The organism is Streptomyces sp. NPDC051286 (assembly GCF_044455345.1).
Taxonomy (GTDB): domain Bacteria; phylum Actinomycetota; class Actinomycetes; order Streptomycetales; family Streptomycetaceae; genus Streptomyces.
In genome coordinates this window covers 293,814-312,932 of the sequence record NZ_JBITER010000001.1, presented here as the reverse complement: position 1 = coordinate 312,932, position 19,119 = coordinate 293,814, and the positions used below count along the sequence as shown (strand labels likewise).

General features: G+C 70.9%; 15 protein-coding genes. 8 read left to right on the top strand and 7 right to left on the bottom strand.

The features are described from left to right. The first annotated feature begins 44 nt into the window (after positions 1-44). Together ACIBB8_RS01425 and ACIBB8_RS01420 are read left to right on the top strand one after the other, a co-directional pair. The gene (locus ACIBB8_RS01425) at positions 45-1,673 is read left to right on the top strand and encodes a multicopper oxidase family protein (protein WP_398948341.1); all 1,629 of its coding nucleotides are present in this window, start codon (positions 45-47) and stop codon (positions 1,671-1,673) included. Between the two features lie 78 nt (positions 1,674-1,751). Then, positions 1,752-3,506 carry an NAD+ synthase gene (locus tag ACIBB8_RS01420; protein ID WP_398948340.1) on the top strand — a complete coding sequence of 585 codons (1,755 nt, stop codon included), beginning with the start codon at positions 1,752-1,754 and terminating at the stop codon, positions 3,504-3,506. A gap of 21 nt (positions 3,507-3,527) precedes the next feature. Here ACIBB8_RS01420 and ACIBB8_RS01415 read toward each other — a convergent pair whose 3' ends face one another. The 4 genes from ACIBB8_RS01415 to ACIBB8_RS01400 all read right to left on the bottom strand — a co-directional run bounded on the left by ACIBB8_RS01415 (position 3,528) and on the right by ACIBB8_RS01400 (position 8,465). Next, positions 3,528-4,724 (bottom strand): globin domain-containing protein, encoded by a 1,197-nt coding sequence (locus ACIBB8_RS01415; RefSeq protein WP_398948339.1) that lies wholly within the window; start codon positions 4,722-4,724, stop codon positions 3,528-3,530. Positions 4,725-4,803: 79 nt separating this feature from the next. Further along, positions 4,804-5,721: an endonuclease/exonuclease/phosphatase family protein gene (locus tag ACIBB8_RS01410; protein ID WP_398948712.1), complete on the bottom strand. Its 918-nt coding sequence runs from the start codon at positions 5,719-5,721 to the stop codon at positions 4,804-4,806. A gap of 296 nt (positions 5,722-6,017) precedes the next feature. After that, positions 6,018-6,704 (bottom strand): TetR/AcrR family transcriptional regulator, encoded by a 687-nt coding sequence (locus ACIBB8_RS01405; RefSeq protein WP_398948337.1) that lies wholly within the window; start codon positions 6,702-6,704, stop codon positions 6,018-6,020. Between the two features lie 150 nt (positions 6,705-6,854). After that, on the bottom strand, positions 6,855-8,465 hold the full coding sequence (locus tag ACIBB8_RS01400) for an MFS transporter (RefSeq protein ID WP_398948336.1): 1,611 nt from the start codon (positions 8,463-8,465) through the stop codon (positions 6,855-6,857). 156 nt (positions 8,466-8,621) lie between these two features. On the opposite strand from ACIBB8_RS01400, the gene panB reads away from it, so the two are divergent. From panB to ACIBB8_RS01385, 3 genes are all read left to right on the top strand, one after another. Continuing rightward, on the top strand, positions 8,622-9,506 hold the full coding sequence (gene panB, locus ACIBB8_RS01395; RefSeq protein ID WP_398948335.1) for a 3-methyl-2-oxobutanoate hydroxymethyltransferase: 885 nt from the start codon (positions 8,622-8,624) through the stop codon (positions 9,504-9,506). A 164-nt stretch (positions 9,507-9,670) separates the two neighbouring features. Beyond that, positions 9,671-10,696, top strand: coding sequence for an ATP-binding cassette domain-containing protein (locus tag ACIBB8_RS01390; protein WP_398948334.1), 1,026 nt, complete (start codon positions 9,671-9,673; stop codon positions 10,694-10,696). Continuing rightward, the gene (locus ACIBB8_RS01385; protein WP_398948333.1) at positions 10,693-11,544 is read left to right on the top strand and encodes an ABC transporter permease; all 852 of its coding nucleotides are present in this window, start codon (positions 10,693-10,695) and stop codon (positions 11,542-11,544) included. Before ACIBB8_RS01390 ends, ACIBB8_RS01385 begins: the two co-directional genes overlap by 4 nt. Before the next feature lie 14 nt (positions 11,545-11,558). Here ACIBB8_RS01385 and ACIBB8_RS01380 read toward each other — a convergent pair whose 3' ends face one another. After that, the gene (locus ACIBB8_RS01380; RefSeq protein WP_398948332.1) at positions 11,559-14,954 is read right to left on the bottom strand and encodes an AfsR/SARP family transcriptional regulator; all 3,396 of its coding nucleotides are present in this window, start codon (positions 14,952-14,954) and stop codon (positions 11,559-11,561) included. A gap of 209 nt (positions 14,955-15,163) precedes the next feature. On the opposite strand from ACIBB8_RS01380, the gene ACIBB8_RS01375 reads away from it, so the two are divergent. Beyond that, positions 15,164-15,964, top strand: a complete 801-nt coding sequence (locus tag ACIBB8_RS01375) for a site-2 protease family protein (protein WP_398948331.1) — start codon at positions 15,164-15,166, stop codon at positions 15,962-15,964. 49 nt (positions 15,965-16,013) lie between these two features. Here the strand turns inward: ACIBB8_RS01375 and ACIBB8_RS01370 are convergent, their stop codons facing one another. Then, positions 16,014-16,187, bottom strand: a complete 174-nt coding sequence (locus tag ACIBB8_RS01370) for a hypothetical protein (RefSeq protein WP_358858515.1) — start codon at positions 16,185-16,187, stop codon at positions 16,014-16,016. Positions 16,188-16,285: 98 nt separating this feature from the next. After that, complete coding sequence (gene npdG, locus ACIBB8_RS01365) at positions 16,286-16,996, bottom strand: NADPH-dependent F420 reductase (protein ID WP_398948330.1); 711 nt, start codon at positions 16,994-16,996, stop codon at positions 16,286-16,288. Between the two features lie 131 nt (positions 16,997-17,127). Here npdG and ACIBB8_RS01360 point away from each other — a divergent pair, with 131 nt between their 5' ends. Together ACIBB8_RS01360 and ACIBB8_RS01355 are read left to right on the top strand one after the other, a co-directional pair. Then, the gene (locus ACIBB8_RS01360; RefSeq protein WP_398948329.1) at positions 17,128-17,730 is read left to right on the top strand and encodes a hypothetical protein; all 603 of its coding nucleotides are present in this window, start codon (positions 17,128-17,130) and stop codon (positions 17,728-17,730) included. A gap of 98 nt (positions 17,731-17,828) precedes the next feature. Further along, on the top strand, positions 17,829-19,115 hold the full coding sequence (locus ACIBB8_RS01355; protein WP_398948711.1) for an MFS transporter: 1,287 nt from the start codon (positions 17,829-17,831) through the stop codon (positions 19,113-19,115). The last annotated feature ends 4 nt before the right edge of the window (positions 19,116-19,119 follow it).

Below are 19,119 nucleotides of genomic sequence, written 5' to 3'. Positions count from 1 at the left end.
TCCGTCCTTCAGCCCACGCCGACTGCATCAGAGGTGTTCCAGCCATGCCCACTCAACCCACTCGGCGCACCGTGCTCGGCGCCGGAATCGCCATGGCCGGCACGGGAGTTCTGGCCGCCTGCTCCAGTGGTACGGACCCGCAACGGCACGCCGCGAACCCTGGCCCCACGCATCACGACGCCATGAACCACAGCCCGTCGCCCGCGTCGGGGAGCCGCGGGGAGTACATCTCTCCCGGCGACGCGGAGGTCGCAGCGGTAGAGGCGAAGCGAGGCTCCGGCCCCGTACGGAAGATCAACCTCACCGCCACCCCGGGCCGCCTCGATCTGGGCGGCGGGCTCACCGTCAGCTCCTGGTCCTTCGGGGACCGGCTGCCCGGCAAGGAGGTCCGGATCACCGCGGGCGACACCTTGGCAGTGACCCTCGCGAACCACCTGCCGACGTCGACCACCGTGCACTGGCACGGCCTCCATGTGCGCAACGACATGGACGGTGTTCCCGAGCTGACCCAGTCGGCCGTCAAACGGGGCGCGGAGTTCACGTACCGCTTCGCGGTGCCGCAGTCGGGGACGTACTGGTTCCATCCGCACCAGGGCGTCCAGCAGGACCGTGGTCTGTACGCACCACTGATCATCGATGATCCGAAGGAGCCCCTGTCGTACGACAAGGAGTGGGTCGTCGTGCTCGACGACTGGGTCGACGGAGTGGAGGGTTCCACTCCGGAGGCGGTGCTCGCCGAGCTCAGCCACGGCATGGGTGGCATGGAACACGGGTCTTCCGGGGGCGATGACAAGCCCCGCTCCGGGTCCGGGCCCTCGCGGGTGCTGAGGGGAGCCCCGAGCGAACTGCTCGGCGGTGACGCGGGCAATGTCGACTACCCGTACTACCTGATCAACGGCCGCGTCCCGAAGGACCCGACCACGTTCACCGCGAAGCCCGGCGACCGGATCCGGCTGCGCATCATCAACGCGGGCGGCGACACCCCGTTCCGCGTCGCGCTCGGCGGCCACCGGATGACCATCATCCACGCGGACGGCTTCCCGGTCCGGCACACCACGACGGACGCACTGCTGCTGGGCATGGGCGAGCGGTACGACGTGCTGGTCACCGCCGGGGACGGGGTGTTCCCGCTGACGGCGGTCGCCGAGGGCAAGAGGGCGTCGGCGCTGGCCCTGCTCCGTACCGGCGGTGGCGCGGCGCCGGCCGCCTCCGTGCTGCCCGAGGAGCTGACCGGGCAGCTGGTATCGGCCTTCGAGCTGAATGCGGACGAGTCGGTGGCGCTGGCCGCCCGCAAGCCCGACCGGACGATCCGGATCAAGATGACCGGCAACATGAGGGCGTTCGACTGGGGCTTCGACCACAGGAAGTACGACCCCGCTCAGCGCCACGGGGTCAGCGCGGGCGAGCGGGTCCGGCTGGAGTTCTACAACATCACGGAGATGTGGCACCCCATCCATCTGCACGGGCACACGTTCGGCCTCGCGGGACGTGCGGGACGGCGCTCGGTGCTGGGCGGGGCTCCCGGAGCGCGCAAGGACACCGCGATCGTTCTGCCCAACAGGTCGGTGGCCGTGGAGCTCGACGCGGACAACCCGGGGCTGTGGATGCTCCACTGCCACAACGTCTACCACTCGAACATGAACATGATGACGGTCCTCGGCTACCGCCGCTGACCCGCTCCTGGCGGGCCGCGGCAGCGGAAGTGCGGCCCGCCAGGATATCGCGTCAGAAAGACGATTACACTGAGGCGCGTGCCTCAACTACGCCTCGCACTGAATCAGATCGACTCGACCGTCGGTGACCTCGCCGGCAACGCCGAGGCGATCGTCCACTGGACCCGGCACTCCGCCGAACAGGGCGCCCATCTGGTGGCGTTCCCCGAGATGGTGCTGACCGGTTACCCCGTCGAGGACCTGGCCCTGCGGTCGTCCTTCGTCGAGGCGTCACGGAACGCGCTGTTTGCGCTCGCCGCCCGCCTCGACGCGGAGGGCTTCGGGGAGCTGCCGGTCGTCGTCGGTTACCTCGACCGTTCCGAGAAGGCCCAGCCGCGCTACGGCCAGCCTGCCGGCTCTCCGCAGAACGCCGCTGCGGTGCTGCACCGCGGGCGGGTCGCGCTGTCCTTCGCCAAGCACCACCTGCCCAACTACGGGGTCTTCGACGAGTTCCGGTACTTCGTGCCGGGCGATTCGATGCCCGTCGTACGGGTCCACGGGGTCGATGTGGCGCTCGCGATCTGCGAGGACCTCTGGCAGGACGGCGGCCGGGTGCCGGCCGCGCGCGCCGCCGGGGCCGGGCTGCTGCTGTCGATCAATGCCTCGCCGTACGAGCGGGACAAGGACGACACCCGGCTGGAACTGGTCCGCAAGCGGGCGCAGGAGGCCGGCTGCACCACCGCCTATCTGGCGATGATCGGCGGGCAGGACGAGCTGGTCTTCGACGGGGACTCGATCGTCGTCGACAAGGACGGCGACGTGATCGCCCGTGCCCCGCAGTTCGCCGAGGGCTGTGTCGTCCTCGACCTGGAGCTGCCCGCCGCGGCGCCCGAGGCGCCGTCCGGGGTGGTGAACGACGGACTGCGGATCGACCACGTGACCCTCTCCGACGAGCCCCTCCCCGCCTACGAGGCGGAGCTGACCGGCGGCTACGCCGAGCGGCTCGACGACGACGAGGAGCTGTACTCGGCGCTGGTCGTGGGCCTGCGTGCGTACGCCGCCAAGAACGGCTTCAGCAGTGTGCTGATCGGGCTGTCCGGCGGGATCGACTCGGCGCTCGTCGCGGCCATCGCGTGCGATGCGCTGGGCGCGCAGAACGTGTACGGCATCTCGATGCCCTCGAAGTACTCCTCGGACCACTCCAAGGGCGACGCAGCGGAGCTGGCGCGCCGTACCGGGCTGAACTTCCGCACCGTATCGATCGAGCCGATGTTCGACGCGTACATGAAGTCGCTGGGGCTCACCGGTCTCGCCGAGGAGAACCTCCAGTCGCGACTGCGCGGCACGATGCTGATGGCCGTCTCCAACCAGGAGGGCCAGATCGTCCTCGCGCCGGGCAACAAGTCGGAGCTGGCGGTCGGTTACTCGACGCTGTACGGGGACTCCGTCGGCGCGTACGGGCCGATCAAGGACGTCTACAAGACGTCGATCTTCCGGCTGGCGAAGTGGCGCAACCGGGCCGCGGAGGAACGCGGCCAGACCCCGCCGATCCCGGAGGCGTCCATCACCAAGCCGCCCAGCGCCGAGCTGCGGCCCGACCAGGTCGACACGGACTCGCTGCCCGACTACGACGTGCTGGACCGGATCCTGGAGCTGTACGTCGACCAGGACCTGGGGCTGGAGTCGATCGTGGCGGCCGGGTTCGACGAAACGCTGGTGACGAGGACGCTGCGGATGGTGGACACGGCGGAGTACAAGCGGCGGCAGTACCCGCCGGGCACCAAGATCTCCCCGAAGGGCTTCGGCAAGGACCGGCGGCTGCCGATCACCAATCGGTGGCGCGAGTCGGGGTGAGCGGCGACATCCCTCGCATGTCTACCGGGGGTGAATCCATGGGACGTCGCGTTTACTCAGGAACCACTCCGCCGGAGACGTGGGCTCGTCGGTGCCGTGCTGATGGATGTAGGCGTCGCGGCGTATGTGGTCGGGATCGAAGCCGAGCGCCCCGAGCTGCTTCTCGACAGCGCGCACCATGCCCGAGGGTCCGCTGACGTAGACCTGGCGGCCAGGTCGGTTACGGGCGTACTCACCGACCTGTCGCAGCAGTTCGGCGTCGGCGTCCTCCGGTTCCCCGCCCTCCGGTGGCAGCGCCGCTGTGACGTCCAGCCAGTCGTACGTCTTGGCCAGCCGCTCCAGGCCGTCGAGGTCGTAGACCTCGCGCTCGGTGCGGGCGCCGAGGATGAGCCTCACTTCGCCCGGCCGGGGCAGGGCCGCGGCCGCCTCGATGATCGCCTTCACCGGCGCCCAGCCGGTACCCCCGGCCACGCACAGCAGACCGTGCCCGGAATCGGGCGGCAGGGTCATGCTGCCGGTCGCGGGGCCGAGACGGACGCTGCCTCCGGAGCGGACCCGGTCCACCAGTGCGGTGCTCAGTCGGCCGCGCTCGATACGGCGCACATGGAATTCCAGGGTGCCGTCGTTGCGCGGAGCGTTGGCGATCGAGTACGGGCGCCAGACCTGGGGCGCCTCGGGCACGGTCAGCGCGGCGTGCTGACCGGCCTCGAAGGGATAGGGAAGGTGCGGGCGCACCGTGAGAACCGCGATGTCATCGGTGCGCAGCTCGTGGTGGACAACCTCCGCGTCCCACCAGCGGGGCGTCGACGCGGGGACCTCTTCGGCCGCAGCGATCATCACTTGCGAGATGAGGCCGTAGGCCGCGACCCACGCCTCCTCGATCTCCTGCGTCCAGGCGTCGCCGGAAAACACCTTCAGCGCCGCGATGAGGCTGGCGCCCACGGCCGGGTAGTGCTCGGGACGGGTATCGAACTTGCGGTGATCGAAGCCGAGGGGGCGCAGGTACGCCACGAGGGCTTCGGGGTCGGCGGTGTTCATGGCTGCCGCAGTGAGGGCAGCGAAGAGCCGGTCCCGCTGCTCGTCCATCTGCTCCGGGAACATGTGGCGGACGCCAGGGTTGTGGTGAAACAGGTGAGCGTAGAAGTACTTGCTCAGCTGATCCGCACGCCGTTCGACGACAGAGAAGCTCCACTCGATGAGTGCAGTATTTATGGACACGAGGGGCAATAATATCCGCGGTCTCCACAACCCCTTTCACCGCACGCGCCCCCTACACAATCCCCCGACGGGGCAGATCTCAGAGTTCGACGCGGGCGGCGATCGGGAGGTGGTCGCTGTCCGTCGCCGGGAGCGTCCACGACGACATCGGCTCGACCCCCTTCACCATGATCTGGTCGATCCGGGCCATCGGGGACGACGCCGGCCAGCTGAAGCCGAAGCCGTCACCCGCCGCGCCCTGGGTGGACCTCATCTGCGAGGTGACCTCGTTGAGCGAGCGGTCGTTCATCGTGCCGTTGAGGTCACCGAGCAGGATCACCTTGCCGAGGCGTTCGTGGGCGATGGCCTCGCCCAGGGCGTCCGCGCTGTCGTCGCGCTGGTTGGCGGTGAATCCGGAGTGCAGCTTGACCCGTACGGACGGCATGTGGGCCACATAGACGGCGACCTCGCCCTTGGGCGTCGTCACCGTGGAACGCATCGCCCGGGTCCAGCCCATCTTGATGTCGACCGGCCGGGTGCTGCTCATCGGGTACTTGCTCCACAGGCCGACGGTCCCCTGCACCGAGTGGTACGGGAAGCGGTGGGCGAGCGCCGCCTCGTACGTCGGCACCTGGCCGCTCGGCAGCTCCTGCAGGGCGATGATGTCGGCGCCGGAGCCCGCGACCTTCCGGGCGGTGCCCGTGGGGTCGGGGTTGTCGGCGTTGACGTTGTGGGTGGCCACGGTGAGGTCGCCGCCGCTGCCCGACTTGTCGGTGAGCAGCCCGCCGAAGAGGTTGAGCCAGACCATGACCGGCAGCAGCAGGGCGATCAGCGCGGTCGCCGAGCGACGCACCAGGCCCAGGATCAGCAGCAGCGGGACGAACACGCCGAACCACGGCAGGAACGTCTCGCTGAGGCTGCCGAGGTTGCCGATGGTGTTCGGGATCTTCGCGTGGAACGCCATCACGAGGGTGAGGAGCACCGCGCAGGCGGCGAGGACGATGCCGCGCCGCCACATCCCCTTGCCACTGGTCCATCTGTCGCGCAGGTTCCGGAAGCGGGACCCGGTGCGCTGCGGTCCCGCGCTGCCGTTCCCGGTGTCCGCCCTGTACGCCTGCACCATTGCGCCGTCCTCACTGCTTCGCCGTACCCATCGCCGCGCTCCCCGACCCTAGGCGATGAGCAACGCCTTTCCTGCCGCCCACGACGGCCGTACTGTCACGAGGACGAAGGACGCGGTCCGGCGAGTTCCGGCCGGAAGGATCTTGTGGGGCGTTGTGACACAACGCTCACACTCGGGCAGAGCCGAGCGTGTCATACCTGGCCTGCGCTTTTGCCGGAGAGAAGGGCGGTGGGGGCGGTTGCCCGGGCGGAAACCGGGGTGGTGTCGGGAGCCGGGCGCGGCGCCAGGCCCTCGACCAGCGTCCGGATGATCCGGTCGGCGAGGTCCTCCGGGAGTGGCGCGTCGGGCCGGTGAACGGTCCGTACGAGCATGGGACCGATGAACAGGTCGTCCATCAGCTCCACGTCCAGGTCCGCCCGGAGTTCGCCCGCTTCGACCGCCCGCCGCACGGCCGCCACCATCGCGACCCGCCGCGGTGCTATCACCGTGCACTGGTACTCGGCCCACAGCTTGGGGTGGCTCTTCATCTGCGCGAAGACGTTGTGGAGGAGGGCCGAGGAGCGCTGGGCGAGTCCGCGCCTGCGCAGCGACTCCAGCATCGCGCGGAGGTCGCTGAGCCCGGCGGTGCCGGAGATCTTCGGTTCCGCGGGTTCGATGTCGCGCAGCACATCGACGAAGAGCTCTTCCTTGCCTCTCCAGCGCCGGTAGATGGTGGCCTTGCCGACGCCAGCGGTCCGGGCGATGCGCTCGATGGACAGCCCGGCGAGCGGTTCGCCGGCCTCCAGGAGTTCGACGACGGCGTCCAGGATCGCCCGCTCCGCCGCCGCACTGCGCGGTCGGCCGCGCCGCGGTTCCCGGTCCTCGTCCTGCACCTGCACCTGGCTCCACCTCTTCGCCGCGCCCGTCCGGTACCTGTCCTGATTCTCACTGACCGGGCGGTGTCCCGCTCCCCGCCCCGGTCGGCCCGGTGGGTCCGGGGTGACCGGGGCGGGGCTTCTCAGCCGTCCGGGCCCGTGGCCGTCATGGTGTCATCGGCGCGCGCCCGCGGGCACGGCCCGGTCGTCGGCGCCCTGTTCGGACCGCTGCCCGGCGGGCGGCTTGCCCGGCAGGAAGATTCCGACCACGAGCGCACCGATCAGGGCGACGCACGCGGAGCCGAGGGCGGTGACGTGCATGGCGCTGACGAACGCGTCGTTGGCCGCACCGACCAGCGGAGCGCCCGCCGGACCGAGCTTCTCCGCGATGCCGAGGGTCGCCTCGATCGACTCCCCCGCCGCGTCCCTGGCCGCGGCCGGGAGCGTACCGAGGTGGCCGTCGATCTCACCGCGGTAGACGGTGGACAGCACCGAGCCCAGGATGGCGATCCCGAGCGCCCCGCCGACCTGCCGGAACGTGTTGTTGATGGCCGATCCGGAACCGGCCTTCTCGCGCGGCAGCGCCTGCATCACGGCAACGGTGACGGGTGGCATGACATGCGCCATGCCGGTGCCCTGGACGAAGAAGACCAGACACATCACCCAGATGGGTGTGGTGGCGTCGAAGAGCGCGAACGCCGACAGTCCGACCGCGACCAGCAGCATGCCGACGGTGCACACCGCACGGGAGCCGAACCGCTCGACGACCAGCCGGGCGCGCGGCGCGAAGATCATCTGCGCGGCGGCCAGTGGCACGATCAGGAGTCCGGACTGCAGGGCGCTGTAGCCGCGCACGCTCTGCAGGTAGAAGGCGGAGAAGAAGGTCACGCCCATCAGCGCGAAGAAGACCAGCGCCACAGCGGCGACGGCGGCGGAGAACGCGCCGTTCTTGAAGTACGTGATGTCGATGGCCGGGTGGCTGCTGCGCTTCTCGTGCCAGACGAATCCGGCCAGGACGACGAGACCGCCGGTGATCGAGAGGAGGACGACGGCGTCGCCGAAGTCGGCGAGTTCGCCGCCGCGGATGATGCCGAACACCAGCAGGACCAGACCGACGATGGAGAGGAGGACCCCGAGCGGGTCGATCCGGCCCGGCTTCGGGTCCCGGGAGTCCGGCACCAGCACCGCCATCGCGATCAGCGCGATGACGACGACGGGCACGTTGACCAGGAAGATCGAGCCCCACCAGAAGTGTTCGAGCAGCAGTCCGCCGGTGATCGGGCCGATCGCGATGCCCAGGCCGACGCTGCCGGCCCAGATGCCGATCGCCTTGGGCTGCTCGTCGCGCTCGAAGACGTTCATCAGGATCGCGAGTGTGGCGGGCATCACGAACGCGGCGCCGAAGCCCATCACAGCGCGCCAGGTGATGAGTTCGCCGGGCGAACCGGACATCGCGGCGAGCGCCGAGCCGACACCGAACAGCAGGATGCCGAAGAGCAGGACCTTCTTGCGGCCGATGCGGTCGCCGAGCAGACCGGCGGTAAAGAGCAGTCCGGCGAAGACCAGCGTGTACGAGTTGATCGCCCACTCCAGCTCGCTCTGGGTGGCTCCGAGCCCGGTGGGCGACGGGCTCGCGATGGTCTTGACCGCGACGTTCAGGATCGAGTTGTCCAGCACCACGATGAGCAGGCTGAACATCAGTACGGCGAGGATCACCCAACGGCGACGGTGGATCGCCTCGGGAACACGGGGCACGGCGGCCGGAGGGCCGGAGGGTATCGACATGGCGGCGAGCGTATCCCATTTCGATACGAGACCGTCTCGTATTGGAAAGCCTTTGCCCAGTCGTGCCCACTTCCCGTGGGTGGCCCGGGATGCCACCATGGACGGGATCCGGGGACGCCGTCAGGGCGCCTCGAGATGACGAAGGAGCCGTTGACAATGACGCTTCAGGCTGCGCAGAACCAGCCCGCAACCCCCGCGGGGGCCCCCACCGACAGCAGCAAGGCGCTGTACGGAGGCAAGAGCACTCGCCGCATCACCGTCCACGACATCGCCGCCGCCACCGAGCGCGGCGAGAAGTGGCCCATGCTCACCGCCTACGACGCGATGACCGCGTCCGTCTTCGACGAGGCCGGCATCCCGGTCATGCTCGTCGGCGACTCCATGGGCAACTGTCACCTCGGCTACGAGACCACCGTGCCCGTCACGATGGACGAGATCGCCATCCTCTCCGCCGCCGTCGTACGGGGCACCAAGCGCGCCCTCATCGTCGGCGACCTGCCCTTCGGGGCGTACCAGGAAGGGCCTGTCCAGGCCCTGCGCAACGCCACCCGGCTGGTCAAGGAGTCCGGCGTCGGGGCGGTCAAGCTGGAGGGCGGCGAGCGGTCGCTCCCCCAGACCGAGCTGCTCGTCTCGGCCGGCATCCCGGTCATGTCGCACCTCGGTCTGACCCCGCAGTCCGTGAACACCATGGGCTACCGGGTGCAGGGCCGCAGCGACGAGGCCGCCCACCGGCTGATCAGGGACGCCAAGGCGGCGCAGGACGCGGGGGCGTTCGCCGTCGTCCTGGAGCTCGTACCGGCCGAGGTCGCCGCCGAGATCACCCGCAGTCTGCACATCCCGACCGTCGGCATCGGCGCCGGTCCCGACACCGACGCCCAGGTACTGGTCTACACCGACATGGTGGGGCTGACCGGCGGCAAGGTCCCGCGCTTCACCAAGCAGTACGCGAACATGCGCAAGGTGCTCGGTGACGCGGCGAAGGAGTTCGCGGACGAGGTCGTCGGCGGCACGTTCCCGCAGCCGGAGCACACCTTCCACTAGGGCGTGACCGGTCCCCTCCGGGGGATCACTGGCCACCGCCCGCACAACGACAGCCCGCCGACTTCCCCCATCGGCGGGCTGTCGGCGTGTGCCGGCCGCTGCAGGCGTTCTGTAGGCGGCCCTGTCGGCGGGTTGTCGGTGGGCTGTCGGTGGCGGCTGGTCCCATGGTGGACATGACGCGAATCGACAAGAACCCCAGGAGCGGCGGCAACGCCGTCGAGGTGCGGGGGCTGGTCAAGCACTACGGCTCGACCAAGGCTCTGGACGGCGTGGACCTCGATGTGCGCGAGGGCACCGTCCTCGGTGTGCTCGGCCCCAACGGCGCCGGCAAGACCACCCTCGTACGCTGCCTGTCCACGCTGATCGTTCCCGATGCCGGATACGCCACCGTGGCGGGCTACGACGTGGTGAAGCAGCCACGGCAGCTGCGCCGCGTCATCGGCCTGACCGGCCAGTACGCCTCGGTCGACGAGAAGCTCTCCGGCTGGGAGAACCTCTACATGATCGGGCGCCTCCTCGACCTGCCCCGCACGACCGCGCGGGCCCGCGCCGACGAGCTGCTGGAGCGGTTCTCGCTCACCGAAGCCGCCAAGCGGCCCGCGATGAACTACTCCGGCGGCATGCGGCGCCGGCTCGACCTGGCCGCCTCGATGATCGGCAGCCCGGCCGTGCTGTATCTGGACGAGCCGACGACGGGGCTCGACCCCCGGACCCGTAACGAGGTCTGGGACGAGGTGCGGCGGATGGTCGCGGAAGGGGCGACCGTGCTGCTCACCACCCAGTACATGGAAGAGGCCGAGCAGCTCGCCAACGAGCTCACCGTCATCGACAAGGGCAGGATCATCGCCAACGGCGGGGTCGACGAGCTCAAGGCGAAGGTCGGCGGCCGCACCCTGCAGATCCGGCCTACGGACCCGGGCCTGCTGCCCGTCATGGCCCGGGCGCTCGCCGAGGCCGGTCTCGACGGGGTGGCTGGTTCACAGGCCGTCCCGGACGAGGGCATGTTGTACGTGCCGATCCTCAGTGACAGCCAACTGAACGCCGTCATCGGCCTGTTCGCCGACCGCGGTCTCTCCATCGCGCACATCGCCACCGTGCTGCCCAGCCTGGACGAGGTATTCCTCGCCATCACCGGCGAGAAGACCGCGCCATCCGTGACCGACACGATTCCCGAGGAGGTCGCGGCATGAGCACGGCGACTCTGACACCCGACGCCCCGACCGGCTCCGCACCGGCGAAGGTCCTCCCCGACGAGGGCCGGATCGGACTGCGCAGCAATCTGCGGCACATCGGGGCGCTGGTGCGGCGCAATCTGCTCCAGATCAAGCAGGACCCGGAGTCGATGTTCGACGCGCTCCTGATGCCGGTCATCTTCACGCTGCTGTTCGTGTACGTCTTCGGCGGCTCGGTCGGCGGGAGCCTGGGCGGCGGCCGGCAGGAGTACATCAACTACCTGATCCCCGGTCTGATGGCGATGATGGGCATGAACATCGCCTCAGCGGTCGGCACCGGTGTCAATGACGACTTCCGCAAGGGCGTCATGGACCGGTTCCGGACCATGCCGATCGCCCGTTCCTCGGTGCTCGTCGCGAAGATCGTGGTCGAGCTCGGCCGGATGATGGTCGCCACGGTGATCCTGCTGGCCATGGGCTTCGCCCTCGGCTTGGAGATCAAGACCTCGGTGGTCGGCCTGCTGGAGGCGGTCGCGCTGTCGGCGGTGTTCGGCGCCGCCATCATGTGGATCTTCATCCTGCTTGGGCTGTCCCTCAAGACGTCCCAGTCGGTTCAGGCCATGGGGTTCCTCGTGCTGATGCCACTGCAGTTCGGTTCATCGATCTTCGCCCCGCCGGCCACAATGCCCGGCTGGCTCCAGGCCTTCACCGACTACAACCCGCTGTCCAATCTCGCCGACGCGGCGCGCGGGCTGATGCTCGGTGGTCCGGTGGCGCACTCGGTGTGGCTGACGCTCGGCTGGGCCGCGGCCATCACCCTGGTGACGGCGCCGCTCGCGGTCGCCAAGTTCCGCAAGAGGACCTGACGCGCCCCTCCGGTTCACTCCCGGTACGCGTCGACCAGGGCGACGGCCTCCTCCAGTGCGAGGCCGTCGCCCTCGGCGTATGCGGAGTCGTACGCGGCCTCGCCGAGGACCGCCGAGGCCAGGGCCTTCGCCCGCGCCAGGTTGTCCCGCTCCATCGACGTCGGCACATGTCCGTCCGGCAGCAGTCGCGAGCCCGCGCCCAGCAGCCGTGCGGCGAGCCCGGCCGCCCGTTCGTCGCCGAGTCCGGCCAGGGCCCTGGCCACGGTGACGAGATGGATGACGGTCATCTGCGGCGCGACCATCTGCGAGAGCGGGTCACCGGACCGGGCCAGCGCCGTACTGCCGCGGGCCAGCGCGTCTGCGTACAGCCCCTCCTGGTTGTCCAGCCAGGCCATGGCTCCCAGCACGAAGCCTTCGAAGATGGCCATGGTCTCCGAGCGGAAGTGGTCGCGCAGGGTGAGCAGCTGCGCGCGGGCCTCGGCCGTCCGGCCGGAGCGGCCCAGCCACATGGCGAGAAAGAGCCGGGCTGTGGGCATCGTCTCGTGGCCCGCCTGTGGTCCCTGGGAGAGCACGTCCCGCAGGATCAGTTCGCCCTCCGCGCCGCGGTCGAGCTCGGTGAGCACCGAGGCGTAGCGGGTACGGAGCACCGCCACCTGGGACTGCGCGCCGAGCTTCTCGGCATAGCCGATCGCGGCCAGGAAGTCCTCGGCGGCGCGGGCGTATTCGCCGCACCGCTCGTTCGCCTCGCCCCGCGAGGAGAGTGACTCGGCGGCGCCCCAGTCGTCGCCGAGCCGGCTGAAGATCTCCAGGCTCTCGTCGGCGTCGATGCGTGCCTCGCTCGACCAACTGGGGCGGTTGGCCAGCATATTGGCACGCATCTGGAGCGCGCCGGCCAGTTCCCAGTCGTAGCCCAGCTCGCGGCAGGAGCGGACCGTCTCGTCCAGCAGCTCGCGCAGCTCGCCCATGTCCCCGGTGAGCATGACCGCGAAGAACCAGAGTGATGCCGGAGTCCGGCAGGTCTGCGGCTGGCCCGGGTGATAGGTGTCGGCGATGACACGGAGCCGCGCCATGCTCGCCTCGTTGGTCCATTCGTCCATGGCGTGGTCCATGCTGACCAGTTGGACCAGCGCCACCTCGCGCCTGGCCTCCTGGAGCAGTTCCGGCGACATGGGCGGCGGCGCGTCGGTGCAGCGTTCGTGGATCGACGGTGCGGGGGTGGCGGGTGAGGTGAAGGGGTCGGGGCCCAGCGCGGCGGCGGCGTCCGCCCACTGCAGGGCGTCCGCCCGCAGGTCGCGCATCTGCCAGTACCAGGAGAGCGAGAGCACCATGCAGAGCGCCTCCTGCTCGTCGCGGGCGGCGACGGCGTGGCGCAGCGCGGTGCGCAGATTCTCGTACTCGCGCTGCAGGAGGTCGATGGCGGCCCGCTGTCCGGCACCCCGGAGTTCGGGGTCGGTGGTACGGGCCAGTTCCCGGAAGTGCACCAGGTGGTGCCGCTCGACGGTGGCCCGCTCCCCGGCCTCGTCGAGCCGCTCGGCGGCGTACTCGCCGACGGTCTCCAGCAACCGGTAGCGCATTTCGCCGTCGTCGGCGAGTGCGGCGACGACGAGGGACTTGTCGACGAGTGAGCCGAGCAGTCCGGCGACCTCGCGCGCGTCCTGCGGCCCGTCCGCGCAGACCGCTTCGGCCGCGGCGAGCGTGCAGCCGCCTGCGAAGACCGACAGCCTGCGCAGGACGGCGCGTTCGGACGGGTCGAGAAGATCCCAGGACCAGTCGACGACGGCACGCAGCGTCTGCTGGCGCGGCAGCACGGTACGGGCCCCGCTGGTCAGCAGGCGGAACCGGTCGTCGAGCCGGTCGGCGATCTGGCGCGGGCTGAGCATGCGCAGCCGGGCGGCGGCGAGTTCGAGGGCGAGCGGCAGTCCGTCGAGCCGGCGGCAGATCTCGGCGGCGGCCGCCGCGGTCTCTTCGTCGGCGTCGGTCCGGAACCCCGGCTTCGCGGCGGAGCCACGGTCGGCGAGCAGACGCAGCGCCATCGGGTCGGGCAGCGGGCCGACGGGGCGGACGAACTCACCGGGTACACCGAGGGGTTCGCGGCTGGTCGCCAGGACGGTGAGGTCCGGGCAATGGGCGAGCAGATGGTCGGCGAGCGCGGCGGCGGCCTCGACGACGTGCTCGCAGTTGTCGAGGAGGAGAAGCATGCGGCGCCGGGAGCAGTGCTCGGTGAGCCGGACGAGCGGGTCGCCCGCGCCGCGCTCGGCGGCCCGGAGCTCTTCGGCACCGGCGCCGCGCAGCACGGTCTCGCGGGCACCGAGCGCGGTCAGTACGGCTTCGGGCACGGTTTCCGGGTCGTCGACGGGGGCGAGCTCGGCCAGCCAGACACCGTCCGGCCAGGCGGGCGCGACGGATTCGGCCGCCTCCTGGGAGAGCCGGGTCTTACCCGCGCCGCCGGGCCCGAGAAGGGTGACGAGCCGGGCCTGCGCGAGGTCCTCACGGATGGCGTCGATGTCGTGCTCGCGCCCGACGAAGCTGGTGAGCCTGGCCCGCAGGTTGCCGTGGGTGTGGCGGGTACGGGTGCGGGCCGCTTCCGCAGGCGCCCGGCCCGGGGCAGGCGTCCGGCCCGGGGCAGGCGTCCGGTCCGTGGCGTGGGCCGGCTCCTGTCCCGGCGTCCGGTCCGGCGGTCTGCGCACCGGCTCCTGGTGGAGCAACTCCGCGTGCAGTGCACGCAGTTCGGGTCCCGGGGCGGCGCCGAGGCGGTCGGCGAGCATGGTGCGCACCTCCTCGTACGCCGCCAGCGCCTGCGCCGTACGTCCGGCGTCCCGAAGCGCCTGCAGCCGCAGCGCCTGAAGAGCTTCGTCCATCGGGTGGTCCGCGCAGAGCGCGACCAGCTCGGGCAGGACCTCATCGGCCCGGCCCAGCGCCAGCGCCGCGGTCAGCCTGGCGCGGCGGGCGTCCAGGCGGCGGGCCGTCCAGCGGGCGGCGGCGGCGCCCCGGTCCGGCAGATCGGCGAGAACCGGTCCGCGCCAGAGTGCGAGGGCGTCGTCGAGGACCGCCACGGCCTTCGCCGGATCGCCCTCCTCCAGTGCGCGCGCCCCGTCCCCGGCGAGCCGCCCGAAGCGGTGCAGGTCGACCGCGTCCGGGTCGGCGGCGAGCCGGTAGCCGCTCTCCGCCGAAGTGATCGCCTCATGGCCGAGGACGCGGCGGAGCCGGCCGACGAGCGCCTGCAGGGCACCGACCGCGTCGGCGGGCGGATCGCCGTCCCACACCTCGTCGACGAGCACGGTGGCCGGGACGGCACGGCCGGGGCGCAGCGCGAGAACGGTCAGCAGGGCGCGCAGCCGCGCCCCACCGATGACGACGGCCGTGCCGTCGTCATGGAGGGCCTGTGTGGTGCCGAGGATGCTGTAGCGCACGCGCCTATTCTCCTTGACTGCTTCTCGTCCGAGGAGAGATCCCGCTCCGCGGTGCGCGCGGTCCATGTGGGGCGCTTCCTGCTCGCGGTGTCCCCACCCCGTCCGGAACCACCGCGTCGGCGCGAGACGTTCCCTCCGTGCCACCGGTACGGTCGGGGCTCGCGCCTGCCCCGACGCACTCCCCGCACCCAGCCACCTGGAGTCCGCTGATGACCACTGCAGCAGCCCGGAGCGACCGGCGGATCAGCCCGGTCTTTCTCGGGATCGTCGCCGTCATGGCGGTATCGGGCTGGGCGGTGTGGACGGACTTCGGGTCTCCCCCGGGGCTCGCGGTCTTCCTCTTCATCACGGCGGCGTGGGTCGTCTCGCTCTGTCTGCACGAGTACGCGCACGCCCGCACCGCACTGCACAGCGGGGACATCTCGATCGGGGAGAAGGGCTATCTCACCCTCAACCCGCTCGCCTACACGCACGCGCTGCTGAGCATCGTGCTGCCGGTGCTGTTCGTGATCATGGGTGGGATCGGTCTGCCCGGTGGCGCGGTCTTCATCGAGCGGGGCCGGATCAGCGGCCGCTGGAAACACAGCCTGATTTCGGCGGCGGGCCCGCTGATGAACGTACTGTTCGCGCTCGTCTGCACGGCGCCGTTCTGGCTGCACGCCCTGGACGGGGTCCCGAGGGAGTTCCGGTACGCGCTGGCGTTCCTGGCACTGCTTCAGGTCACCGCGGCGATCCTGAACTTCCTGCCGGTCCCCGGCCTGGACGGGTACGGGGTGATCGAGCCCTGGTTGTCGTTCCGGATCCGCCGTCAGGTCGAACCGTTCGCACAGTTCGGACTGATCGCGGTCTTCGGCGTGCTGTGGATCCCGGGGATCAACCACGTGTTCTTCGACGCGATCCACAGCCTGCTGCAGTCACTGGGCGTGAGTGAGTTCAGGACGTACTGCGGACGCGATGCCTACCAGTTCTGGAGCACGGCGAATCCGGTCTGCGCCGTCGACAGGCCCTGACGGCCTTCCCGACGATGCGGGCCGTAAGGGCTGTCCCCGAGGACAGCCCTCAGCCCGCGGCCCCGGCGCGCTGCTTACGCAGGTAGTACCACGCCATGTTGGACGAGAGCCCGGCCAGCAGCACCCAGACGATCCCGAGCCAGCTGCCCTGGACGAAGGAGGCCACGGCCGCACCGACGGCGAGGACGCAGACAGCGAGGGCGTAGAGAGCAAGGCGGGGCATGGGGGCAGCTCCTGTCCGGGGGCGGTGCACGGTCCCGTCCAGTGTCCCTCATGCCCCGTTCCGCTCTCCGCAGGGTGCGGCCGTGGGCGTCCTCCGGCTCAGACGTCGGTGGTACGCAGGCCCGCGTGCGCCTTGTAGCGGCGGTTGACCGAGATCAGGTTGGCGACGAGCGATTCGACCTGGTGGGCACCCCGCAGCCGGCCCGCGAAGATGCCGCGCATGCCGGGGATCCGGCCGGCGAGCGCCTGGACGAGGTCGGTGTCGGCGCGGGCGTCGCCCAGCACCAGCACATCGGTGTCGATCTCCTCGATCGCCTCGTCCTGCAGCAGTACCGCCGAGAGGTGGTGGAAGGCGGCGGTGACCCGGGAATCGGGCAGCAGGGCGGCGGCCTGCTCGGCGGCGCTGCCCTCCTCGGGCTTCAGGGCGTACGCGCCCTGCTTGTCGAAGCCGAGCGGGTTGACACAGTCGATGACGAGCTTCCCGGCGAGCTCCTCGCGCAGCGACTCCAGGGTCTTGGCGTGGCCGTCCCACGGCACGGCGACGATCACGACGTCGCTTCGCCGAGCGCAGTCGGCGTTGTCCGCGCCCTCGACGCCGAGGCCCAGCTCGCCGGCGGCGGCCTGGGCGCGGTCGGCGACGCGCGAGCCGATGATCACCTTCTGCCCGGCACGGGCGAACCGGTAGGCGAGCCCGCGGCCCTGCGGACCGGTGCCGCCGAGCACACCGACGGTCAGACCGGATACGTCGGGAAGGTCCCAGGGGTCCTTGGCGGGGGGTTTGGGCGCGCTGCCATTGTCGTTCGTAGTCATGGCGCCGACATTACTGCCCGCTCCGTGGCCGCCCGATCAGAGGCCGCCCGACAGGCTCTCAGGCCCCGTTCGGCTGGTTCGGTGGCGTTCGCCGGTGCCGGGGGACGGGCTCTGCGGCCTGATGCCGGGCCATGGATGCCGTACGCGTCGCCCTGCTCCGAGAAGTGCTTGCCGGGGCCGAGTGGCCCGCGGCGGCCCGACGCTTCGCGGGGACGCTGCGCTCGTCCGTGGTTCCGCACGACGGCGGGCTGCTGCTGGTGGGGACGGCGGCGTACGAGCCGTGGCATCTGGCGGCCCATCTCGTCGACGAGTCCACCTGGTCCGGGCTGCCGGAGCTGACTCCCACGCTTGTGCGGCACCGGGTGGGACCGGGCGATCCGGCGCATCTGGCTGTCGGCCTGGGCCGGATCGAGGCGGCCGGGCGGGGCGAGACGCTGCTCCTGGTGGCCCCGGAGCGGCCCGGGGCCGGGCTGCTGGAGCGGGTGCACGATGCGCGCCGGGCCGGGGCGACGGTGCTGTCACTGGGCGACGGTGACCCGGAGGTGGGAGGGCTGGCCCATGAGACGCTGGCGGTGACCGGCACCGACGATGTGGACCTGGACACCGTGCAGCATCTGGTGAGCGCGGCGGCCGGCGAGAACAGCACCCCGGCGCCACGCGGTCGGCGCGGCTTCCGGGACCGGCTGTCCCGGCTCGCCGATCAGCTGACCGCGCCACCGCCACCGAGGTGGTGAAGGGCCGCACACCGCGGCCAAAACCGGTTGCAGGCGGCACATAAGGCACCGGAACATGACCCCTCGTGACCTCCGCCCTGCCCACCCGGCTCTCCGCCATGCTGCCCGACCTCTCGCCCTGGCGGTCCTCGGCCGACTTCCGGCTGCTGTGGGTCCAGGGCCTGATCACCTACTTCGGCAGCTTCATGGCGCTGATCGCGCTGCCGCTCCAGATCAAGGAGCTCACCGGTTCGCCGCTCGCCGTCGGCGCGATGGGTGCGGTCGAGCTGGTGCCGCTGGTCGTCTTCGGCCTGTACGGCGGGGCACTCGCCGACTCCGCGGACCGCCGCAAGGTGATCCTGGGCACCGAGGCGGGGCTGGGGCTGCTCGCCGTCGTCCTGCTGGCGAATGCCGCGCTGCCCGACCCTGCGCTCTGGCCGCTCTATGTCGTCGCGGGCGGCGTCTCCGCGCTCGCCGGGCTGCAGCGGCCCGCGCTGGACTCGCTGATGGCCAGGATCGTGCCGCACGACCAGCTCACCGCGGCCGCCGCGCTGAACTCGCTGCGCTGGCAGTTCGGCGCGATCACGGGCCCGGCCGTGGCCGGTCTGGTGGTGGCCTATGCCGGGCACGCCACGGCGTACGCGGTCACGGTGGTCACGTTCACCGTCTCCGTGCTGCTGTGTCTGCGGCTGGCGCCCGCACCGCCCGCCGAGCATGCGCGGAAGCCGTCGCTGCGCGGGATCGCGGAGGGCGCGCGGTACGCGTGGAGCCGGCCGGTGCTGCTGGGGACATACGCGATCGATCTGGCCGCGATGTTCTTCGCCTTCCCGAACACGATCTTCCCGTTCCTCGCGGACGAGCTGCACGCCGAGTGGTCGCTGGGGCTGATGTACGCGGCGGGGTCGGTCGGGTCCCTGGTGCTGGGGCTGACGAGCGGCTGGACCTCACGGGTGCGACGGCACGGACTGTTCGTGGTCTTCGGTGCGGCCGTCTGGGGGCTGGCGATCGCCGCGGCGGGATGGTTCGGCAATGTGTGGCTGGTGCTGGGCTGCCTGGCGGCGGCGGGCGCGGGCGACATGCTCAGCGGGCTCGGCCGCTCCACGATCTGGAACCAGACCATCCCGGAGGAGTTGCGCGGCCGACTGGCGGGCATCGAGGTGCTGTCATACAGCGTCGGGCCGCAGCTGGGTCAGGTGCGGGCGGGCGCGATGGCGGGCTGGACGGGCACCCGCTCGGCGATCTGGTCGGGCGGGGTGGCGTGCGTGGCCTCGGTCGCGCTGCTGGCGGCGGCGCTGCCGAAGCTGCTCACGTACGACTCGGAGACGGACGAGGACGCCGAACGGCGGCGGCAGGCGAGAGCATCCGGTCTCCCGGCGCCCGGACAGTCACACCCGTCCGGCGCGTGAGAAA

Excerpts from the sequence above, each read along its gene's own strand:
- ACIBB8_RS01360 (WP_398948329.1), top strand. The coding sequence starts at position 17,128 with ATGGATGCCGTACGCGTCGCCCTGCTCCGAGAAGTGCTTGCCGGGGCC.
- ACIBB8_RS01390 (WP_398948334.1), top strand. The coding sequence starts at position 9,671 with ATGGTGGACATGACGCGAATCGACAAGAACCCCAGGAGCGGCGGCAAC.
- ACIBB8_RS01400 (WP_398948336.1), bottom strand. The coding sequence starts at position 8,465 with ATGTCGATACCCTCCGGCCCTCCGGCCGCCGTGCCCCGTGTTCCCGAG.
- ACIBB8_RS01410 (WP_398948712.1), bottom strand. The coding sequence starts at position 5,721 with ATGTGGCGGCGCGGCATCGTCCTCGCCGCCTGCGCGGTGCTCCTCACC.
- npdG (WP_398948330.1), bottom strand. The coding sequence starts at position 16,996 with ATGACTACGAACGACAATGGCAGCGCGCCCAAACCCCCCGCCAAGGAC.
- ACIBB8_RS01355 (WP_398948711.1), top strand. The coding sequence starts at position 17,829 with ATGCTGCCCGACCTCTCGCCCTGGCGGTCCTCGGCCGACTTCCGGCTG.
- ACIBB8_RS01425 (WP_398948341.1), top strand. The coding sequence starts at position 45 with ATGCCCACTCAACCCACTCGGCGCACCGTGCTCGGCGCCGGAATCGCC.
- panB (WP_398948335.1), top strand. The coding sequence starts at position 8,622 with ATGACGCTTCAGGCTGCGCAGAACCAGCCCGCAACCCCCGCGGGGGCC.
- ACIBB8_RS01385 (WP_398948333.1), top strand. The coding sequence starts at position 10,693 with ATGAGCACGGCGACTCTGACACCCGACGCCCCGACCGGCTCCGCACCG.
- ACIBB8_RS01375 (WP_398948331.1), top strand. The coding sequence starts at position 15,164 with ATGACCACTGCAGCAGCCCGGAGCGACCGGCGGATCAGCCCGGTCTTT.
- ACIBB8_RS01370 (WP_358858515.1), bottom strand. The coding sequence starts at position 16,187 with ATGCCCCGCCTTGCTCTCTACGCCCTCGCTGTCTGCGTCCTCGCCGTC.